The following is a 16,741-nucleotide window of genomic DNA, read 5'->3' as shown; positions in this document are numbered from 1 at the left end:
CAGCATGGAGTCAAGGACAGGAGGCCAATCCGGGTGTACGACGTGGTGCTGTTGTCGCTATCCGACGGTGCGGGCTGCGGCGGCGCGTGCGCCTGCGGCGGCGGCGCTCCCCGAGCCCAGGTCATGGCGTGCGCCGACGTGTTGAAGGCCGAGGGCGCCACGGTGTCCACGCCGACCGCCTGCTCCGACCAGGAGATCGACGCGGTGATCGCCCGGCTCGACGGCCCGGCCCGGCCGGACGGGCTGACCTGGCCCGCGTCCGACGGCCCCCGGCTGATCGTCGCGACCGCCGCCGACGGCCAGGTCCGGGCGGTGGTGCGGCGGATGGTGCGCCGGTACGCCCCGCCACCGAGCCGGCGCCCGGCCGACCTGGCCGCGGGCCGTACCGTGCCCGACCTTCCACCGATCGGCATCCTCCCGCTCAACCGCCCCGCCGAGTTCGGCACGCCCGGGACGCCGGAAGAGGTCGCCAAGGCGGTGCTCGGCGGCGCGGTCCAGCGGCTGGACCTGCTACGCAACGACGGCGGCTCGGTCACCCTGCAGGGCGCGCTGCTGGGCGGGCAGGAGCGCTGGGCCGCCCGGGTCGAGGTGGATGACTCGGTGCTCGCGTCGCCGGGCGAACAGATCGTTGCCTGCGCGATCGCCAACGACGACGGGTACGCGGTGGTGGACGGGCTGCCCATGGCCACCGGGGCCGACCCGACCGACGGGCAGGTCAACGTGGCGGTCGCGGTACCGGTGGTGACGCGCTCCCGACTCGGTCGGCAACGGGTACGGGTGGAGGTCCGGCGGGCCAGCGGTCGCGCGGTGGCCGTGACTCCGCTCAGTGAGATCGACTTCATTGACGACGGCGTGGGCGGCACGCTGGGCCGAAAGCGCAGCTGGTGGACGGAGCGGGGCGCGTGGGGAGTGTACCGATCCTGATACCGGCCGTAACATTTCGCCGGGGGAGGTGGGCATAGGTGGCAATGTCCGATCAGGAGGATTTCTGGCCTCCGGACGAGCTCGTGGTCCGGCCGCACCCCGGCGGACCCGAGGTACCTGGCCAGCGCGCCGGATCGGACGAGACGGCGGTCGAGCCGGCCTCGCCCACCCAGCCCCCGACCTCGGCCGAGCCCGCACTACCGGCCCAGTTCCCCGGCGCAGCCCAGCCCGTGCCCGCGGCACCCACCGCGCAGCACGCGCCTGTCGATCAGCCTGGCTCGCACCCCCAGCCCGGCCTTCTTACTCAGCCCCGCCACCCCGCTCAGCCCGACCACCCTGCTCAGCCCCGCCACCCCGCTCAGCCCATGCCTCCCGGGCCCGGTGCCCAAGCCACACCGGCCGCCCCGCCGGCACGGGAATGGCCGGCGGCCGCGCCCGTAACCTGGCCGGCCGGCCCCTCGGCACCGGTCGCGGACCCGCCCCCACCGCCCCCGTCAACCGCACCGCCGTCGCCCCCACTGCCGCCGGCCGCACTGCCGCCGGCCGCACCGCCGCCGTCGCCCGCGCCGCAACCGACCGTGCCGCCGCCTGTTCAGTCGCCGCCACCCGCTCAGCTGACGGCGCCCGCACCGCCGTCGGCCGCCGGGCCGGCCGCGTCCGCGCCGCCCGCCGCCAACCTTCCCGGCCGGGGCAACGAGGCCCCCGGCAGGGAGAACGGGGCCGGCGGGCGTGGCACACCGGTCTCGCCCTGGGCGGAACCGCCGCAGCGTCAGGACCCCGTCGCCTCGGGCGTGCCACCCGCCGAGGACCCACACCGGCCCGCCGACCCACACCGGCCCGCCGATCCGCGATGGCCCGCCGCCGGGCCGCACCGACCCACCGGCCCGCACTGGTCGCCCGCAGCTGACTCGCTCCGACCGGCCGCCGGCCCGCAGCCGGCCGCGCCCCAGGCACCGCCGCCCGTCAACCAGCCACCGCCGCCGGTCAACCAGGCGCCGCCCCTCGATCAGGCACCGCCCGTCGACCAGGCACCGCCCGTCAACCAGGCACCGCCCGTCAACCAGGCACCGCCCGTCAACCAGGCACAGATTGCTGCCAACCGTGCCCCGGCGCCGCCCACGCTGAACGCTCAGGCGCCGTACCCGGTTCACGTGCCGCCCGCCGGAGACCCGGCCGCCCAGGCGCCCCCGTCGGCGCCGGGTCAGCAGCTCGCTCACCGGCCCGCGTCCGGCGCCCCGCCGTACCGGGCCCAGTACCCGCAGCTGCCGGTGCCCGCGCAGCCGTCTCTGCCCGCGCAGCCGTCTCTGCCCGCGCAGCCGTCCCTGCCCGCGCAGCCGTCCCTGCCCGCGCAGCCGTCCCTGCCCGCGCCGCAGCAGTTCCTGCCCGCGCAACTGACGCCGGGCAGGGATCCGGCCATCCCGACCGCCGACGAGTTCGCCCGGCGCCGGGTCGCACGTCCGGCCGACCCGGTGGCCCGCAGCGGCCTGCGCGGAGCGGTCAGCCGCGGCTCGCTCGGGCTGGTCAAGCTGCCGCCCGGCGCGCATGAGCGGGAGCTGCTCCACCAGGTCGAGATGGTGCGGCGCAACTTCGGCGGGCTGCGCCAGGTCACCGTGGTCAATCCGAAGGGCGGCGCGGGCAAGACCGTAGCCGTGCTGCTGCTGGCCATGACCTTCGGACAACGGCGCGGCGGGTACGTGCTGGCCTGGGACAACAACGAGACCCAGGGCACCCTGGGCATGCGCGCCCAGCAGGACTTCCACGCCCGTACGGTGCGGGACCTGCTGCGCGACCTCGATCATTTCAGCGGGCCGCACGGGCGGGTCGGCGACCTGTCGCAGTATGTACGGGCCCAGGGCGAGGGCATGTTCGACGTGCTGGCCAGCGACGAGTCGGCCACGGCCGGGGAGATGCTGACCGCCGGCGCCTTCGCGGACATCCGGGAGGTGGTGAGCCGGTTCTACAAATTGATCATGGTGGACACCGGCAACAACGTGCGGGCCGCCAACTGGCAGGCCGCCATCGACGCCACCGATCAGCTGGTGGTCACGATGTCCGCGCGCAACGACTCCGCCGAGACCGCCGCGCGGATGCTCGATCACCTGGAGCAGTCCGGCCGGCAGCGGCTGGTGCGACAGGCCGTCACCGTCGTCTCGATGCCGCCCAGCCGCAAGGAGATCGACCTCCCGGCGATCCGGCGGCACTTCGCCGCCCGTACCCGGGCGGTGATGCTCGCGCCGTATGAGCGCTTGATCGACTCCGGCGAGCCACTGCGGTACGGGCAGATGTCGGGAGCGACGCGGCAGGCCTGGCTGCGGGTGGCCTCGGCGGTGGCCGAGGGCTTGTAGAGCCGGCCCGGGGCCCATGAAGCCGAGCCCGGGCCCATGAAGTCCAGCCGGCGCCCGTTGAGGCCAAGCCGGCCGGACCGCTGGTGCGGCCCGGCCGGGGAGACGCTGGGGATGGGTGCCGCGCCCCGGTTCGGCGGTGCCTTCCCGGAGTACGGCGCTTCGATCGGGTTCAGCCGGTCAGCGCGTCGGCCGCCGAGGGGTCACAGTCGCGGAGGAACTGCGCGCACCGGGCCGCCTCGTCCGCCTCGCCGATCGCGTCGGCGGCCAGTGCGAGCTGGTGCAAACTCCGCAGGAAGCCACGGTTCGGCTCGTGCGACCAGGGCACCGGACCGTGGCCCTTCCAACCGGCCCGGCGCAACTGATCCAGGCCGCGGTGATACCCGGTGCGGGCGTAGGCGTACGCGGTCACCGGATCACCGGTTCCCATCGACCCCCTGGCGAGCGCGGCCCACGCGGCGCTGTAGGTGGGGAACCGCGCGGCGACGTTCTTTACCGCGTCGGGCTCGGCGCTGGCCAGCGCGGTGCTGGCCTCGGTTTCCTCGGGAAGCCGGGTGGCCGGCGGTTCGGGCAGCAGATTCTGCATGGGGCTCATTCAACCTCGCCATTTGGCTGACGGCTCGCCTGAAAGGCTGAGTCGTTGCTCACGCAACCGGTGGTTCTCCCGCACGGTGTACCGGAGTAGAAATGGAGGTCCGGAGCCTCCCCAGGACCCGGCGAGGAGAGCCCGGTGGCGCAAGCCGCCGGGCTCTCCTCCTGTCCGGGATTCCTGCTCACTTCCCGAGGCTGGTACCGGTCGAGCGCAGGTCCTCGCACGCCACCAGGACGCGCTTGGCCAGACCCTCCTCGGCCGCCCGGCCCCAGACCCGCGGGTCGTACGCCTTCTTGTTGCCGACCTCGCCGTCCACCTTGAGCACGCCGTCGTAGTTGGCGAACATGTGTCCGGCGACCGGGCGGGTGAACGCGTACTGGGTGTCGGTGTCGATGTTCATCTTGACGACGCCGTAGTCGAGCGCCTCCCGGATCTCCTCCAGCAGGGAGCCGGAGCCCCCGTGGAACACCAGGTCCAGCGGCTTGGTCACGCCGTACTTCTCGCCAACCGCGTCCTGGATCTGCTTGAGGATCTCCGGACGCAACTTGACGTTGCCGGGCTTGTACACGCCGTGCACGTTGCCGAAGGTCAGCGCGGTGATGTACCGGCCCTTCTCCCCCAGCCCGAGCGTGGCGGCGGTGGCCAGGCCGTCCTCCACCGTGCTGTACAGCTTCTCGTTGATCTCGTTGGCGACGCCGTCCTCCTCGCCACCCACGACCCCGACCTCGATCTCCAGCACGATGTGCGCGGCGGCCGCGGCGGCGAGCAGCTCCTCGGCGATGCGCAGGTTCTCGTCCAGCGGCACCGCGGAGCCGTCCCACATGTGCGACTGGAACAGCGGCGTCTCGCCCCGGGCCACCCGCTCCTTGGAGATCGCCATCAGCGGCCGTACGTAGCCGTCCAGCTTGTCCTTCGGGCAGTGGTCGGTGTGCAGCGCGATGTTGACGCTGTAGTTCTTGGCAACCTCGTGCGCGTACGCGGCCAACGCCACGGCCCCGGTCACCATGTTCTTCACGGTCGGACCCGAGAGGTATTCGGCACCGCCCGTGGACACCTGGATGATGCCGTCGCTCTGTGCGTCCGCGAAGCCGCGGATGGCGGCGTTCAGGGTCTGTGAGGAGGTGACGTTGATCGCCGGGTAGGCGAACGCGCCTGCCTTGGCACGGTCGAGCATCTCGGCGTAAACCTCGGGGGAAGCGATTGGCATCTGGAACGCTCCTTCGTGCACTGGCTGGCGGTGACTGGATTGCGCCGCCGGAAAAAGTCCGGCTCCAGTGCCGGGCCCGCGACGCACTGCCTGAACCGGCAGTATCCCGCACCTCACTGGGTGGATCACATCGTGGGGGCCCTATCCGCGACGCCCTGCGGCGGACGCCGCCAGGTCGTACCGTGGTTGCCAGGAGGTGGCCATGACCGAACCGGAGTTCAGCGACCCAGACGCGAACCTCGAGCCGGGCGTGGGCCCGGGCCGCGACGAGAATCTCGACCCTGACCGGCGCGATCTTGAGGCGCCCGCGGAGGACGCTTTCGAACAGTCCATGCCGGCCAACCCGGCCGGGGAGCGGGAAGACAGCCCGCTGAACGTGGAGCGCGACCCCGAGGTCAACGAGTGGGACGCGATCGAGCAGGCCCAGGTGGTCGGCTTCGACGACGACTACCGCTGAGCGCGCGGAGCGGGCTGGCCGCCGTGACCGGGGAGGGTCACCCCGGCGGGCCCGCTCTGGCCGCCGTGAGGCGATCTCGTCAGGGCGCCGGCGGTCGCGTCAGGGGCGCAGCGCGAACGACGCGTAGCCGACCACTCGCGAGCGGTCCCCGCCCGCGTCGGCGGAGGTGGCGCGGTGCAGCAGCGCGGGGCGCAGGCCGACACCCAGCGCGTACCCGAGCAGCCCGCGCAGCGCGTACGCGCCGCAGGCGTCGTACCGGCCGATGCGCGCGGCGGCCAGTTCCTCGACGGCGCGCACCGTGGCGGAGTCCTGCGCCCGCGCCTCCACCTCGCTCCGGTAGTGCGACAGGTCGGTGCTGCACAGGATGATCGTGCCGGGCCCGGTCGTGGCCACGGCGGCGGACAGCGCTCCGGCCACCTCGTCCGGAGTGGACGCGCCGACCGCGATCGGCAGGACCGGTACCGGCGGGACGCCGGCCAGCGCGCTCAGCCGCTGCAGGAACGGCAGCTGCACCTCCAGGGAGTGCTCGGGCGCCAGCGGCCGGTCGTCCACCCGGGCGTACCCGTCCCCGGCCAGCGCGGCAACCGCCGCGGTGTCGATCGGTACCTCGCCGAGCGGGGTGAGCCAGCCGGCGGTGCCCGGTACCACGCAGCCGACCACAGGTACCCGGTGCGCCGGGCCGATCAGGACAACCCGGCGGATTCCGTCGGCGTGCGGGCGCAGCCGGGCGTACGCGTGTGCCGCCGTGGGGCCGGAGTAGCGGTACCCGGCGTGCGGCACCACATATGCCGGGGCGAACGGCTCACCGTCCGGCACCGGTACCGCCTCGACGAGCAGGTCCACCCCGCGGGCGAGGACGGCCGGAGCGGCCGGGTAGAACTGGCCGGCCACGGCCGGCGTCCGGAGGCGGCGCTCATCCATCCTGGCTACCGGCCCGTCCCGCTACCCGGCGTCCAGCAGCACCGGCAGCCGCCGGGCTCCCCAGTCGCCGGCGGGGCCGTCGTACACCCCGGGTAGTTGGTATCCACAGTGGACGCAGGTACCCGGGTCGTCCAGCCGGTACGCCTCGACCCGGTAGCTGCGGCACCGGCAGGACAGGTTGCAGCCGGAACGCCCATAGCTGGCCAGCACCACGCCGCCGTCGACCCGTCCGCGTACGAGGCACAGCCCGCGCGGGCCCTCGTGCGGCCGGCAGGCGCGCGGGCACAGGTCGCACTGCACCCGCCGTCCGGCAGGCTGTGCCGGTACCGGGTGGGCACCGTGTGCGCGTCGGCGCCGGAGAGCGACGCGCCGCGGGGCGGCATCGCCTCACGCTACGCCCGAACTCATCGGTCCGCCTCCGCCCGAGGGGCCCACGCCAGGGGTCGGCCGACCGGCCGGCCCTCCGGTCCGCGAACCGGCCACCAGGGGTGCGCGAACCGCCCACCAGGGGACGTGAACCGGAGGCAGCCGCCGCTATTGGCTGAGAGATTCCTGGATCGGGGGGAGTCCTCATACCGGTCACCGGTAACCTCTATCGCCGTGGATACCGCCGAGAAGAGCCGCGCGCTGGCCGAGAGCCTGGGCAGCCTGCTCAACCCGAAGGATCTGATCCAGAGCGCCGGCCTGTTCGGCATCTGGGCGGTCATTTTCGCCGAGACCGGCCTGCTGATCGGGTTCTTCTTCCCCGGTGACTCTCTGATCTTCCTGGCCGGAGTCGCCTCCTCGCCCGTCGCCGACCAGTTCGTCGGCACCAAGCTCTCGCTGTTCTGGTTGCTGATCGTGACCCCGCTCGTGGCCATCGCCGGTGCCCAGTTGGGGCACTTCCTCGGCGCCCGGTACGGACGGAAGATGTTCCAACGCCCGGATTCCCGCCTGTTCAGGCAGGAGTACGTCGACAAGGCGGAGGCGTTCTTCAACCGGTTCGGAGCGGCCAAGGCGATCATTTTGTCGCGGTTCACCCCGGTCGTCCGCACGTTCATGAACCCGATCGCCGGCGTGCTGGAGGTGCCCGCCCGCACGTTCTTCATCTGGAACGTGGTGGTCAGCATCATCTGGGCCGACGGGGTGCTGCTGATCGGCTACTCGCTCGCGAAGCAGATCCTCAAGCTGATCCCGGCCTCGAAGATCGACACGTACCTGCTGCCGGTCATCGTGCTGATCGTTCTGCTCTCGCTGATCCCGATGTTCATCGAGTTCCTCCGCAGCCGGCGGGAGAAGCGCCGGGGCGGCGACCAGGACCGCCACCAGGGCGGCCGGCACGTCCGCCAGGGGGCCGGCCGGAACCGGTAACGGGGCGGGATCCGTAGCGGCGCCGGCCCGCGACGGGGTGGGCCTCCCTGGCCGCACCGGGCGGGCTTGAATCGGCGCTGGAGGAGCTTGAATCGGCGCTGGACAAGATAGCGGTCGGGCCCGGGAAAACTCTCCGGCCCGTCGGGTCAGGCCCGGTCGAGCACCGGCATCGTCGCCGGCAGCCGGTGAGCCAGGCCCGCGCTGACCGCACGGAACGTCAGCAGGGCGGCCTCTTCGAGGTAGAGCGCACGTTTGTGGGCCAGTTCCACGGTGTCGGCGAGCACCGAACAGCCATGCCGGGCCAGAATTACGCAGTTGGTGCCGTCCGCGCTGGCGTCGGCCGCCACCCGCGCGACCTCGGCGGTACCGGGCGGGTGGTACGGAGTGCGCGCCACGCGCCGCAGGTAGAAGGCGTGATCAGTGGTGATCAGCCGGATCGGCTCGTCGAGCGCGTCCAGCAGCAGCGTGTTCTGCGGATGCAGGTGCACTATCGCGTTGACGTCCCGCCTCGCGCGGTACGTCTCAAGGTGCAGCGCCAACTCCGAGGTCGGGAACTGTCCCGCCCCGCTGCGCGACCCGGTGGCCGGCGGCGGAGAGCCGCCGGCCACCGCACCCGTCGCGATACTCACCCGACAGAAGTCGGACCGGTCGAGACGGTCGAGCCACGTCCCCGTCGCGGTCACCCAGATATCGTCGGCGCCCGGTTCGCGCGCCGACAGGTTCCCACCCGAGCCGACCACCAGGCCGGCCCCGACCACCGCCGAACCCACCTGGACCAACTGGTCCCGCAGGTCTCCTGCGACGTAGTTCACGCGACCACGGCCCGGTCACCGGGCCGTGCCGGCGCGACAACGGCCGGTTCAGCGTTGTTCAGCGAGCCTTCTTGGTCGCACGCTTGCGCGGCGGGGTCAGCAGATCGGCGATCGCGGCGATCGCCGACGGCACCAGGCGGTAGTACGCCCAGACGCCGCGCTTCTCGCGCTCCAGGAGACCGGCCTCAGTGAGGATCCGGAGGTGGTGACTCACCGTCGGCTGAGAAAGTCCGAGCGGCGCGGTGAGGTCACACACGCACGCCTCGCCCTCAGGAGCCGACTGAATCAGGCTGAGCAGCCGGAGCCGGGCCGGGTCGGCGAGTGCCTTGAGCACTCCCGCCAGGCGCTCCGCATCGGCACGCTCAATCGGTTCGCCGGCAAGCGGCGAGATAGCTGGTAAAGCAGTTTCGGCCAACGCAGTTCCCACGTCTTCCATCCTTCCACCTACACCATCGATTCGCCTGCATATGCGCAGGTCCGAATCGACAAATTTTCAAACCGCGAGGCCGAGGTCGGTCAGCGAATAGGCGGATCTGTAACCCAGCCCAGCGGACCGAACGGCGCTCCCCGCGCCACGATCAACAATAACCGCAACTCCGACGACCACAGCTCCGGCTTCCCTCAAAGCATCCACAGCAGACATCACGCTCGAGCCCGTGGTTGAGGTGTCCTCCACCGCCAGCACTCTGCGGCCGGCGACGTCAGGTCCCTCGATACGCCTCTGTAGACCGTGCGTCTTCTCAGATTTACGGACAACGAATGCGTCCAGTTCAATGTCCCGGGCCGCCGCGGCATGGAGCATGGCTCCGGCCACCGGGTCGGCACCGAGCGTCAGACCGCCGACTGCGTCGTAGTCCCAGTCAGCCGTGAGGTCGAGCATCACCCGACCGACCAGCGGGGCCGCCGAGTGATGAAGCGTCACGCGGCGCAGATCGACGTAGTAGTTGGCCTCCTGGCCGGAGGACAACACCACGCGACCGTGGACGATAGCCAGGTCTGCGATGAGTTTGCGCAGGTCGTCGCGCTCTGTCATACGACGAGAGTACTTGCTAGGTCGATGGCACGAACCGACGACCCGGGCCGGCGTAGAAGAACCGGTTGGCCGCCGGCAACAGAAGCAGCACACCTATGGTGACAGCCAGTAATGCCGCCAAGACCTCGACGACCGCCACGGAGGCTCTCAAGCCCGGGGACGGGAAGCCGGCCGCACCTACGTTGACCAGGGCAAATGCGCCGCCACACAGGCCAATGAGGACGTAGAACCCCATCAGGCTGGCCAGCGTTATCCGGCTTGCATTAGAGCCCCGATGGGACAGCGCGGCGGTCACCACGGCACCGGCAGCGGGCAGTATCTACTCCACTACAGAGATCACAATCCCGATCCCGACGGTCGCGTGGACCACCGTGGCCGGATCGGGCCCGCCGCTCAAACTTGGATTGGTCTGGTCGGTGACCTGCGTAACCATGGAATCTTGATCTATGATTATCGATATTATGGAGAGCACTGTAGCGACCAATGACAGGCCCGCACCGAGATAGGTCAGAATCACTGCGATATTCACCACACCCGGTCGCGGCGGCCTCTGGATCAACACCGGACCGGCGTACCCGGGTGCCGGATGGCCCTGTCCCCAGTTGTAGGCGTACCCGCTCGGCGGCGCCTGCGTGGGCCACGACTGGGGCGGCACCAACGGCTCGGGCGGCATCAACGGTGGCTGCGCTGTGGGCCGCTGCCAAGGCTCGGGCGGCTGCCAAGACTCGGGTGGCTGCGGCTCGCCGGGCGTCGCCGACCTCATGGGGGGTCCGGCCGGGGCGTGCGGCCACGGGTGTCCGGGGCGAGGCGTCGCACCAGGGCGACCGGGGCGTGTCGCATACCGAACACCATCGCCTTGTAGCGCCAGCCGGGAACGCTGACCAATCGCCCCCGGCGCAGGTCCCGCAGCGCACCGTCCACCACGTCACCGGGTGCCAGCCACATCCAGCCCGGTGTGCCGGACATGTCGATGCCCGCCCGGTCGTGGAACTCGGTCCTCGTGTAGCCGGGGCACAGCGCGAGCACCCGTACCCCGGACCCGCGCACCGCCAGGGCCAGCGATTCGCTGAAATTGATCACCCATGACTTGCTCGCCGGATAGGTCGAGCCCGCCATGACCGTCCCGAAGCCCGACACGGACGCGACGTTGACGATGTCGCCTCCTCCGCGCCGGACCATGCCGGGCAACGCCGAGTGGGTCAGCCGGAGCACCGCGCGCACGTTGAGGTCCAGCATCCGCTCTTCGTCCAGCAGGGCGGTGCGCAGGAACGACCCGTTGACGCTGGTCCCAGCATTGTTGATCAATATGTCCAGAGTGGCGTCCGGGTCCCGCAGCCGCTCCTCGACCGCGGCGCAGCCCGGGATGGTCGACAGGTCGGCGGGCAGGACGTCGACGTCGACCCCGTGCGCGCCGGATAGCTCCGCGGCGAACTCGGCCAGCCGCGATTCGTTCCGCGCGACCAGGGTCAGGTTCCGACCCTCGGCGGCGAGCCGACGGGCGAACGCCGCGCCGATCCCCGCGGTGGCTCCGGTGACGAGCGCGGTTCGAGCGGGTGGCACGGTCGGCCTCGCTTGGAGTAGGAGGTGCCGGCAAGGCCCCGGGGGTGAGCCCGGCGGACCGGGCCCCTCCCCGGGGCGCTGGAGTTGCTCGCCTGCGCTCGACCTATCGCCGAGGAGAAGGCTGTTACGGAGTTGGCGGTGCCGGCGGCTGATCGGCCGGCGGGGTGTGACCCGGATGGGCGGGTGGCGCGTCCGGCGCGATCGGAGGCTGAGGGTAGGGGCCCGGCCCCGGTACCGGCGGGTACGCGAGGTTCGGATACGCCGGGTCGCCGCCGCCCGGCGTTCCCGGCCCGCGCCCGCGGAAGAACGGGTGGGACGAGGGCAGGGCCAGCAGAATGATCACGAGTATCAGCGCCAGCAGCCCGATCACCGACAGCGTCGTCGAGGTGGGACGCACCCAGCCGGGCTGAGCCTGCTTGACCAGGCGATTGACCGTGTCGGTGCTGACCCCACCGGACGTGGTGGAGGTGCTGCTGATCTCGCCGGTCAGCCCACCGCCGAGGCCACAGCCCAGGCACAGCACGCCGAGGCCGGCGGCGACCCAGGTGATGATCCGGGACACCCGGCTGCCGCGCAGGTCGAACGCCGCCAGGATGGCGACCCCCACGGCCAGGATGATGGTGACGATCGTGGCGGCGACGATCCCGACCCGGTACCCGGTGGCCACCGAGTCCGGGGTGGGGTTGGTCGAGTTGGCGTAGGCCTGGCGGAGTGCGTCGGCCACCTTGCCGCTCGACGGGAGCGGCAGTACCGCATTGATCACAAGGAGCACGGCAACCAGGTACAGCGCGTACCCGGCCGCGGTCACGGCGCCCGGTCGGCGCTGCGCGCCGGGGGCGACTGGAGCGGCAAATGACACGGTCATTCCTCCCAAAGAGACCTGCGCACACGCTACTGGCCGGGCGCAACACCCGCGACCCGTACCCGTCGGGCTCAGTCCGCGGGCACCAGATAGATCGGCTGCGGCGAGCGGAAGTACCGGTTCGACGCGGGGAGCAGCAACAGCACGAAGGCGCCGAGTAACAGCGGATAGATGAGCAGGCCGGCGAGTTCCGCGAGGTTCACCCAGCCCGGGTAGCTGGCGTCCTGCAGCCTGATCGCTTCGTGCTGCAGCACGCTGGTCGGCGGGGCGAACAGGTTGTCGACCGCGAGCGTCGCGCCGCAGCCCACCAGCAGCAGGCCGCTGGTGAGCAGGGTCAGCAGCCTGGCCCGGTTGCTCGCGCGGCGCACCCCGGCGGCGGCCAGCAGCAGCACCAGCACGCCGATCAGCACCACCAGCAGCGTGGTGGCGTCGCTGGTGTCGCTCTGGGACTTCTCGGTGCCGATGTCGGCCGCGCTGGCGTGGGTGAGCTCGCCGGCCAGGTCCACCAGCTTGCCGTAGTTGACCAGGTCATACAGCACGGCCGCGGCCTGCGCCAGCAGTACCGCGGCCGTGCCGAGCAGTGCGCCGATGGCGACGGTGACGGTCCAGGGCCGTCGCCATCGGGGGGTCGGGGGCTGGGTGGGATGACTCACCGGGCAGAGGTTACCGGCGAGCGGTTCAGCCAGCGGTCACCGCCAGCCCGTCCTTGCTCTCGTTGAGCTCGACCCGGACCGTGTCGCCGTCACGCACCTTGCCGCTGAGCAGGGCGCGGGCCAGCTGGTCACCGATCGCCGACTGGACCAGCCGGCGCAGCGGGCGGGCACCGTAGATCGGGTCGTACCCGCCCCGCGCCAGCCACTCCTTCGCCGGATCCTCGACCCGCAGGGTCAGCCGCCGGTCGGTCAGCCGCTTGCGCAGGCTGTCCAGCTGGATATTCACGATGGACTCCAGCTCGGTCGCGGACAGCGCCCCGAACACCACTATGTCGTCCAGCCGGTTCAGGAATTCGGGCTTGAAGTGCGTGCGCACCGTCGACAGCACCGCCTCCCTGCGCTGTTCGTCGCTCAGCGCCGGGTCGGCGATGGCGTGCGAGCCCAGGTTCGAGGTGAGGATCAGGATCGCGTTGCGGAAGTCCACGGTCCGACCCTGGCCATCGGTGAGCCGGCCGTCGTCGAGCACCTGCAGCAGCACGTCGAACACGTCCGGGTGGGCCTTTTCCACCTCGTCGAGCAGGATGACCGAGTACGGGCGGCGTCGTACCGACTCGGTGAGCTGGCCGCCCTCCTCGTACCCGATGTAGCCGGGCGGCGCGCCGACGAGCCGGGCGACGGAGTGCTTTTCGCCGTACTCGCTCATGTCGATGCGTACCATCGCCCGCTCGTCGTCGAACAGGAACTCCGCCAGCGCCTTGGCCAGCTCGGTCTTGCCGACCCCGGTGGGGCCGAGGAACAGGAAGCTGCCGGTGGGCCGGTCCGGGTCGGCGATGCCGGCACGCGCCCGGCGCACCGCGTCGGATACCGCCGTGACCGCCTCGGCCTGCCCGACCACGCGGGAGGCCAGCGACTCCTCCATCCGCAGCAGCTTGGCGGTCTCGCCCTCCATCAGCCGCCCGGCCTGGATGCCCGTCCACAGGGAGACCACCGCGGCGATGTCGTCGACGCCGACCTCCTCCTTGAGCATCGCGCCGTCGGCCTGCAGGCCGGCCAGCTCCGCCTCGGCACGGCTCAGCTCGATCTCCAGCGCGGGGATCCGCCCGTACCGCAGCTCCGAGGCCCGACCCAGGTCGGCGTCCCGCTCGGCCCGGTCGGCCTCGCCGCGCAGCGTCTCCAGTTGCTCCTTGGCCGCGGAGATCTTCTGGATGTGCGCCTTCTCGGTGAGCCACCGCTCGGACAGCACCGCCAACTGTTCCCGCCGGTCGGCCAGCTCGCGGCGCAGCCGCTCCAGCCGCTGCGCCGAGGCCGGGTCGGGCTCCTTGGCCAGCGCCATCTCCTCGATCTCCATGCGGCGCACGGCCCGCTCGATCTCGTCAACCTCGACCGGACGTGAGTCGATCTCCATGCGCAGCCGAGAGGCCGCCTCGTCGACCAGGTCGATCGCCTTGTCCGGCAGGAACCGGTCGGCGATGTACCGATCGGAGAGGGTGGCCGCGCCGACCAGGGCCGCGTCGGTGATACGCACGCCGTGGTGCACCTCGTAGCGCTCCTTGAGGCCGCGCAGGATGCCGATGGTGTCCTCGATGGACGGCTCGCCGACCAGTACCGGCTGGAACCGCCGCTCCAGCGCCGGGTCCTTCTCGACGTGCTCGCGGTACTCGTCGAGCGTCGTCGCGCCGACCATCCGCAGCTCGCCACGGGCCAGCATCGGCTTGAGCATGTTGCCGGCGTCCATCGAGCCCTCGCCCTTGCCGGCGCCGACGACAGTGTGCAGCTCATCGATGAAGGTGACGACCTGGCCGTCACTGCTCTTGATCTCCTCGAGGACCGACTTGAGCCGCTCCTCGAACTGGCCGCGGTACTGCGCGCCGGCCACCATGGCGGGCAGGTCCAGGCTGATCAGCCGCTTGTCGCGCAGGGACTCCGCGACGTCGCCGGCCACGATGCGCTGGGCCAGGCCCTCGACGATCGCGGTCTTGCCGACGCCCGGCTCTCCGATGAGCACGGGGTTGTTCTTGGTGCGACGGGACAGCACCTGGATCACCCGGCGGATCTCCGAGTCCCGGCCGATCACCGGATCGATCTTGCCCTCCCGCGCCTTGGCGGTCAGGTCGACGCCGTACTTCTCCAGCGCCTGGTACTGCTGCTCCGGGTCCGGGCTGGTCACCCGGCGGTCACCGCCACGGATCTGCGGGAAGGCGGCGACCAGGCTCTTCTCGGTCGCGCCCGACTCCTGCAGCAGCTTGGCGACGGCGCCGCCGACCTGCGCGAGCCCGGCGAGCAGGTGCTCGGTGGAGACGTACTCGTCCCCCAGCGGCCGGGCGATGGACTCCGCGGCGTTGACCGCGTTGACCATCTCCCGGGAGATGTTCGGCTCCGCCACGCTCGATCCCCGGGCGGACGGCTGCGACTCCACCGACCTCAGGGCCGCCCGGCGGATGTCCGCGGGGTTCGCGCCAACCGCCCGCAGCAGCGCCGGGGCGGTCGAACCACCCGTGTCCAGGAGCGCGAGCAGCAGATGCCACACTTCCACGGTGGCGTGACCCCGCTGGGTCGCTGTCGCTATCGCGCCGCTGACGACCTCGCGGCTCTTCGTGGTCAGACGCTCAATGTTCATCGGCTCCCCTGTTCAGAACGATCCATGGGATACGACACGGCCGGACTTGAGTCTATTCCGCTCAACTTTGCTCGGGGAGGGGTGTGCCCGATCACATTTTTTTCGGCTCGGCGCCGAAGGGCCCCTCCTGCGAGCGATGGGCGGGGACGAACGTGGGCATCGTGAACCCGATGACGATGGATTTCGGATCGTCGCGCGAGTGGGGCGACGCGGTGATCGCGGCGGCCAACTCGACGCTCACCCAGATGGCGGCGATCTGGCCCGACCTCACCTCCGCCGCGCTGCACCGGATGCTCGGTGTGACGCCGATGATCGGGCGTATAACGACACCGGCCCGATCTTCAGCATCGCGGACGGGCAGAAGCTGGTTCACCGGCATCTTCGGCGGCTTCACGGGCTGAGCCCGCCGGCCTCGGCCGGGCCGGCCCCCACGACGGGCCGGCCCGGCCACACCGCCGACCGCTGAGCCACTTGACACGGCACAAGATCGCGTAGACGATGTTACCCGCTGGTAGTAGACCCGCCGATGATCGAACGAACCGGCAGCTCACTCCGTGCGAACGGCTCCGCCCTGCCGCCGATAAAGCGGAGCAACCGCTCGATAGTTCACAGTTCGCTGCTCACGGGTCGTGAATTACATTCTGAAGTCTTCCGTTCACGGGGACTCGCGGGCTAACGTGACGCCACCTCAGCGGGTTCGGTATCGCGGGAGTGTTAACGGTGGGCGCTGCACAGTCGGTCTTTCAAGGCTTCGCCAATCCGGTGGATCCAAGCCCGGCGGAGTTGCGCGCGTGGGCTCATCAGCCCGACGCCGTCCCGCTGCACACCATGCCCCCGGACTGGGACCTGCTGGTCTCCGGTGACCATCTGATCTCCACCCTGATGGAGCTGGCGATGGACCGGCAGTGCCCCGCCCGCCGGTTCGCCGTGCATTGCCTGTACATCTACGCCGCCGACGCGATCCGCACGAACTTCCGGGCGCACCCCAAGCGCCGGCTGCGCAAGATGGTCGAGCACGTCGAGCACGACGGCGACGACCTGCTGCGGATCTGGGCGCACAACGTGCGGATGCTGCTGGCCCGGCCCGAACTGTTCGACTACCGCGACTGGTGCGAGGGCGGCCTCGTTCGCCACCCTCGCCGCCTGTCGTCCTGACGGACTATTGCTGCTGATTGGGCTTCTGCTGGCCCATCTGCGGCTGGTTCATCGAGTCGGTGCCCTCGTTCATCCGGCTCTGTCCCTTGTCCATCTCTTCGCCGTGCTTGTTGCCGCTCATGTCGTCGGCCTTGTTACCGGCCTTGTCGACGGCCTCTTTCACCTTCTGCTTGGCCTTGTCTGTCATCCCCATGACGTATCCCCCCGTCCCGACGTCAGTTGATCGATCACTCCAGGTCAAGGTACGTCAGGAGGG

General features: G+C 71.0%; 20 protein-coding genes. 6 read left to right on the top strand and 14 right to left on the bottom strand.

From position 1 onward, the window contains the following. The first annotated feature begins 33 nt into the window (after positions 1 to 33). Positions 34 to 924 (top strand): hypothetical protein, encoded by an 891-nt coding sequence (locus ABEA87_RS00525; RefSeq protein ID WP_425570674.1) that lies wholly within the window; start codon positions 34 to 36, stop codon positions 922 to 924. Between the two features lie 197 nt (positions 925 to 1,121). Here ABEA87_RS00525 and ABEA87_RS00520 read toward each other — a convergent pair whose 3' ends face one another. Beyond that, positions 1,122 to 1,277 (bottom strand): hypothetical protein, encoded by a 156-nt coding sequence (locus ABEA87_RS00520; protein WP_345625041.1) that lies wholly within the window; start codon positions 1,275 to 1,277, stop codon positions 1,122 to 1,124. A 12-nt stretch (positions 1,278 to 1,289) separates the two neighbouring features. Between ABEA87_RS00520 and ABEA87_RS00515 the strand changes: the two genes are divergently transcribed. Further along, complete coding sequence (locus ABEA87_RS00515) at positions 1,290 to 3,269, top strand: MinD/ParA family ATP-binding protein (protein WP_425570673.1); 1,980 nt, start codon at positions 1,290 to 1,292, stop codon at positions 3,267 to 3,269. Between the two features lie 169 nt (positions 3,270 to 3,438). Here the strand turns inward: ABEA87_RS00515 and ABEA87_RS00510 are convergent, their stop codons facing one another. Together ABEA87_RS00510 and fbaA are read right to left on the bottom strand one after the other, a co-directional pair. Further along, positions 3,439 to 3,852 (bottom strand): DUF3151 domain-containing protein, encoded by a 414-nt coding sequence (locus ABEA87_RS00510; RefSeq protein ID WP_345625706.1) that lies wholly within the window; start codon positions 3,850 to 3,852, stop codon positions 3,439 to 3,441. Positions 3,853 to 4,039: 187 nt separating this feature from the next. Then, positions 4,040 to 5,065 (bottom strand): class II fructose-bisphosphate aldolase, encoded by a 1,026-nt coding sequence (fbaA, locus tag ABEA87_RS00505; RefSeq protein WP_345625039.1) that lies wholly within the window; start codon positions 5,063 to 5,065, stop codon positions 4,040 to 4,042. Between the two features lie 202 nt (positions 5,066 to 5,267). On the opposite strand from fbaA, the gene ABEA87_RS00500 reads away from it, so the two are divergent. Beyond that, entirely contained in the window at positions 5,268 to 5,522 is a 255-nt protein-coding gene (locus ABEA87_RS00500) for a hypothetical protein (RefSeq protein WP_345625038.1), read from the top strand. A gap of 99 nt (positions 5,523 to 5,621) precedes the next feature. Here the strand turns inward: ABEA87_RS00500 and amrB are convergent, their stop codons facing one another. Continuing rightward, on the bottom strand, positions 5,622 to 6,443 hold the full coding sequence (gene amrB / locus ABEA87_RS00495) for an AmmeMemoRadiSam system protein B (RefSeq protein WP_345625037.1): 822 nt from the start codon (positions 6,441 to 6,443) through the stop codon (positions 5,622 to 5,624). A gap of 21 nt (positions 6,444 to 6,464) precedes the next feature. After that, positions 6,465 to 6,743, bottom strand: a complete 279-nt coding sequence (locus ABEA87_RS00490; RefSeq protein WP_345625036.1) for a hypothetical protein — start codon at positions 6,741 to 6,743, stop codon at positions 6,465 to 6,467. Between the two features lie 300 nt (positions 6,744 to 7,043). Here ABEA87_RS00490 and ABEA87_RS00485 point away from each other — a divergent pair, with 300 nt between their 5' ends. Next, entirely contained in the window at positions 7,044 to 7,793 is a 750-nt protein-coding gene (locus ABEA87_RS00485; RefSeq protein WP_345625035.1) for a DedA family protein, read from the top strand. 146 nt (positions 7,794 to 7,939) lie between these two features. Here the strand turns inward: ABEA87_RS00485 and ABEA87_RS00480 are convergent, their stop codons facing one another. The 8 genes from ABEA87_RS00480 to clpB all read right to left on the bottom strand — a co-directional run bounded on the left by ABEA87_RS00480 (position 7,940) and on the right by clpB (position 15,330). Continuing rightward, a complete protein-coding gene (locus tag ABEA87_RS00480; protein ID WP_345625034.1) occupies positions 7,940 to 8,605 on the bottom strand; it encodes a class II aldolase/adducin family protein in 666 nt (221 codons plus the stop codon). A 58-nt stretch (positions 8,606 to 8,663) separates the two neighbouring features. Further along, a complete protein-coding gene (locus ABEA87_RS00475; protein ID WP_345625033.1) occupies positions 8,664 to 9,041 on the bottom strand; it encodes an ArsR/SmtB family transcription factor in 378 nt (125 codons plus the stop codon). Between the two features lie 57 nt (positions 9,042 to 9,098). After that, positions 9,099 to 9,638 (bottom strand): orotate phosphoribosyltransferase, encoded by a 540-nt coding sequence (pyrE, locus tag ABEA87_RS00470; RefSeq protein ID WP_345625032.1) that lies wholly within the window; start codon positions 9,636 to 9,638, stop codon positions 9,099 to 9,101. A 16-nt stretch (positions 9,639 to 9,654) separates the two neighbouring features. After that, positions 9,655 to 9,933 carry a hypothetical protein gene (locus tag ABEA87_RS00465; protein WP_345625031.1) on the bottom strand — a complete coding sequence of 93 codons (279 nt, stop codon included), beginning with the start codon at positions 9,931 to 9,933 and terminating at the stop codon, positions 9,655 to 9,657. A 464-nt stretch (positions 9,934 to 10,397) separates the two neighbouring features. Further along, the gene (locus ABEA87_RS00460) at positions 10,398 to 11,198 is read right to left on the bottom strand and encodes an SDR family NAD(P)-dependent oxidoreductase (protein ID WP_345625030.1); all 801 of its coding nucleotides are present in this window, start codon (positions 11,196 to 11,198) and stop codon (positions 10,398 to 10,400) included. A 124-nt stretch (positions 11,199 to 11,322) separates the two neighbouring features. Continuing rightward, positions 11,323 to 12,057, bottom strand: coding sequence for a hypothetical protein (locus ABEA87_RS00455; RefSeq protein ID WP_345625029.1), 735 nt, complete (start codon positions 12,055 to 12,057; stop codon positions 11,323 to 11,325). 74 nt (positions 12,058 to 12,131) lie between these two features. After that, a complete protein-coding gene (locus ABEA87_RS00450) occupies positions 12,132 to 12,713 on the bottom strand; it encodes a hypothetical protein (RefSeq protein WP_345625028.1) in 582 nt (193 codons plus the stop codon). 25 nt (positions 12,714 to 12,738) lie between these two features. Next, entirely contained in the window at positions 12,739 to 15,330 is a 2,592-nt protein-coding gene (clpB, locus tag ABEA87_RS00445; RefSeq protein ID WP_345625027.1) for an ATP-dependent chaperone ClpB, read from the bottom strand. An 83-nt stretch (positions 15,331 to 15,413) separates the two neighbouring features. Here clpB and ABEA87_RS00440 point away from each other — a divergent pair, with 83 nt between their 5' ends. Beyond that, positions 15,414 to 15,731 (top strand): glycoside hydrolase family 18 protein, encoded by a 318-nt coding sequence (locus ABEA87_RS00440; protein ID WP_345625026.1) that lies wholly within the window; start codon positions 15,414 to 15,416, stop codon positions 15,729 to 15,731. A 319-nt stretch (positions 15,732 to 16,050) separates the two neighbouring features. After that, positions 16,051 to 16,485 (top strand): hypothetical protein, encoded by a 435-nt coding sequence (locus ABEA87_RS00435; RefSeq protein WP_345625025.1) that lies wholly within the window; start codon positions 16,051 to 16,053, stop codon positions 16,483 to 16,485. A 4-nt stretch (positions 16,486 to 16,489) separates the two neighbouring features. Here the strand turns inward: ABEA87_RS00435 and ABEA87_RS00430 are convergent, their stop codons facing one another. Next, positions 16,490 to 16,678 (bottom strand): Rv0909 family putative TA system antitoxin, encoded by a 189-nt coding sequence (locus ABEA87_RS00430; protein WP_345625024.1) that lies wholly within the window; start codon positions 16,676 to 16,678, stop codon positions 16,490 to 16,492. Positions 16,679 to 16,741 lie beyond the last annotated feature (63 nt).

The sequence above is a fragment of the Rugosimonospora acidiphila genome, from assembly GCF_039543385.1.
Classification (GTDB): Bacteria; Actinomycetota; Actinomycetes; order Mycobacteriales; family Micromonosporaceae; genus Rugosimonospora; species Rugosimonospora acidiphila.
Note: the sequence above shows the minus strand (reverse complement) of the source record. Positions and strands in the feature narration are given on the sequence as shown.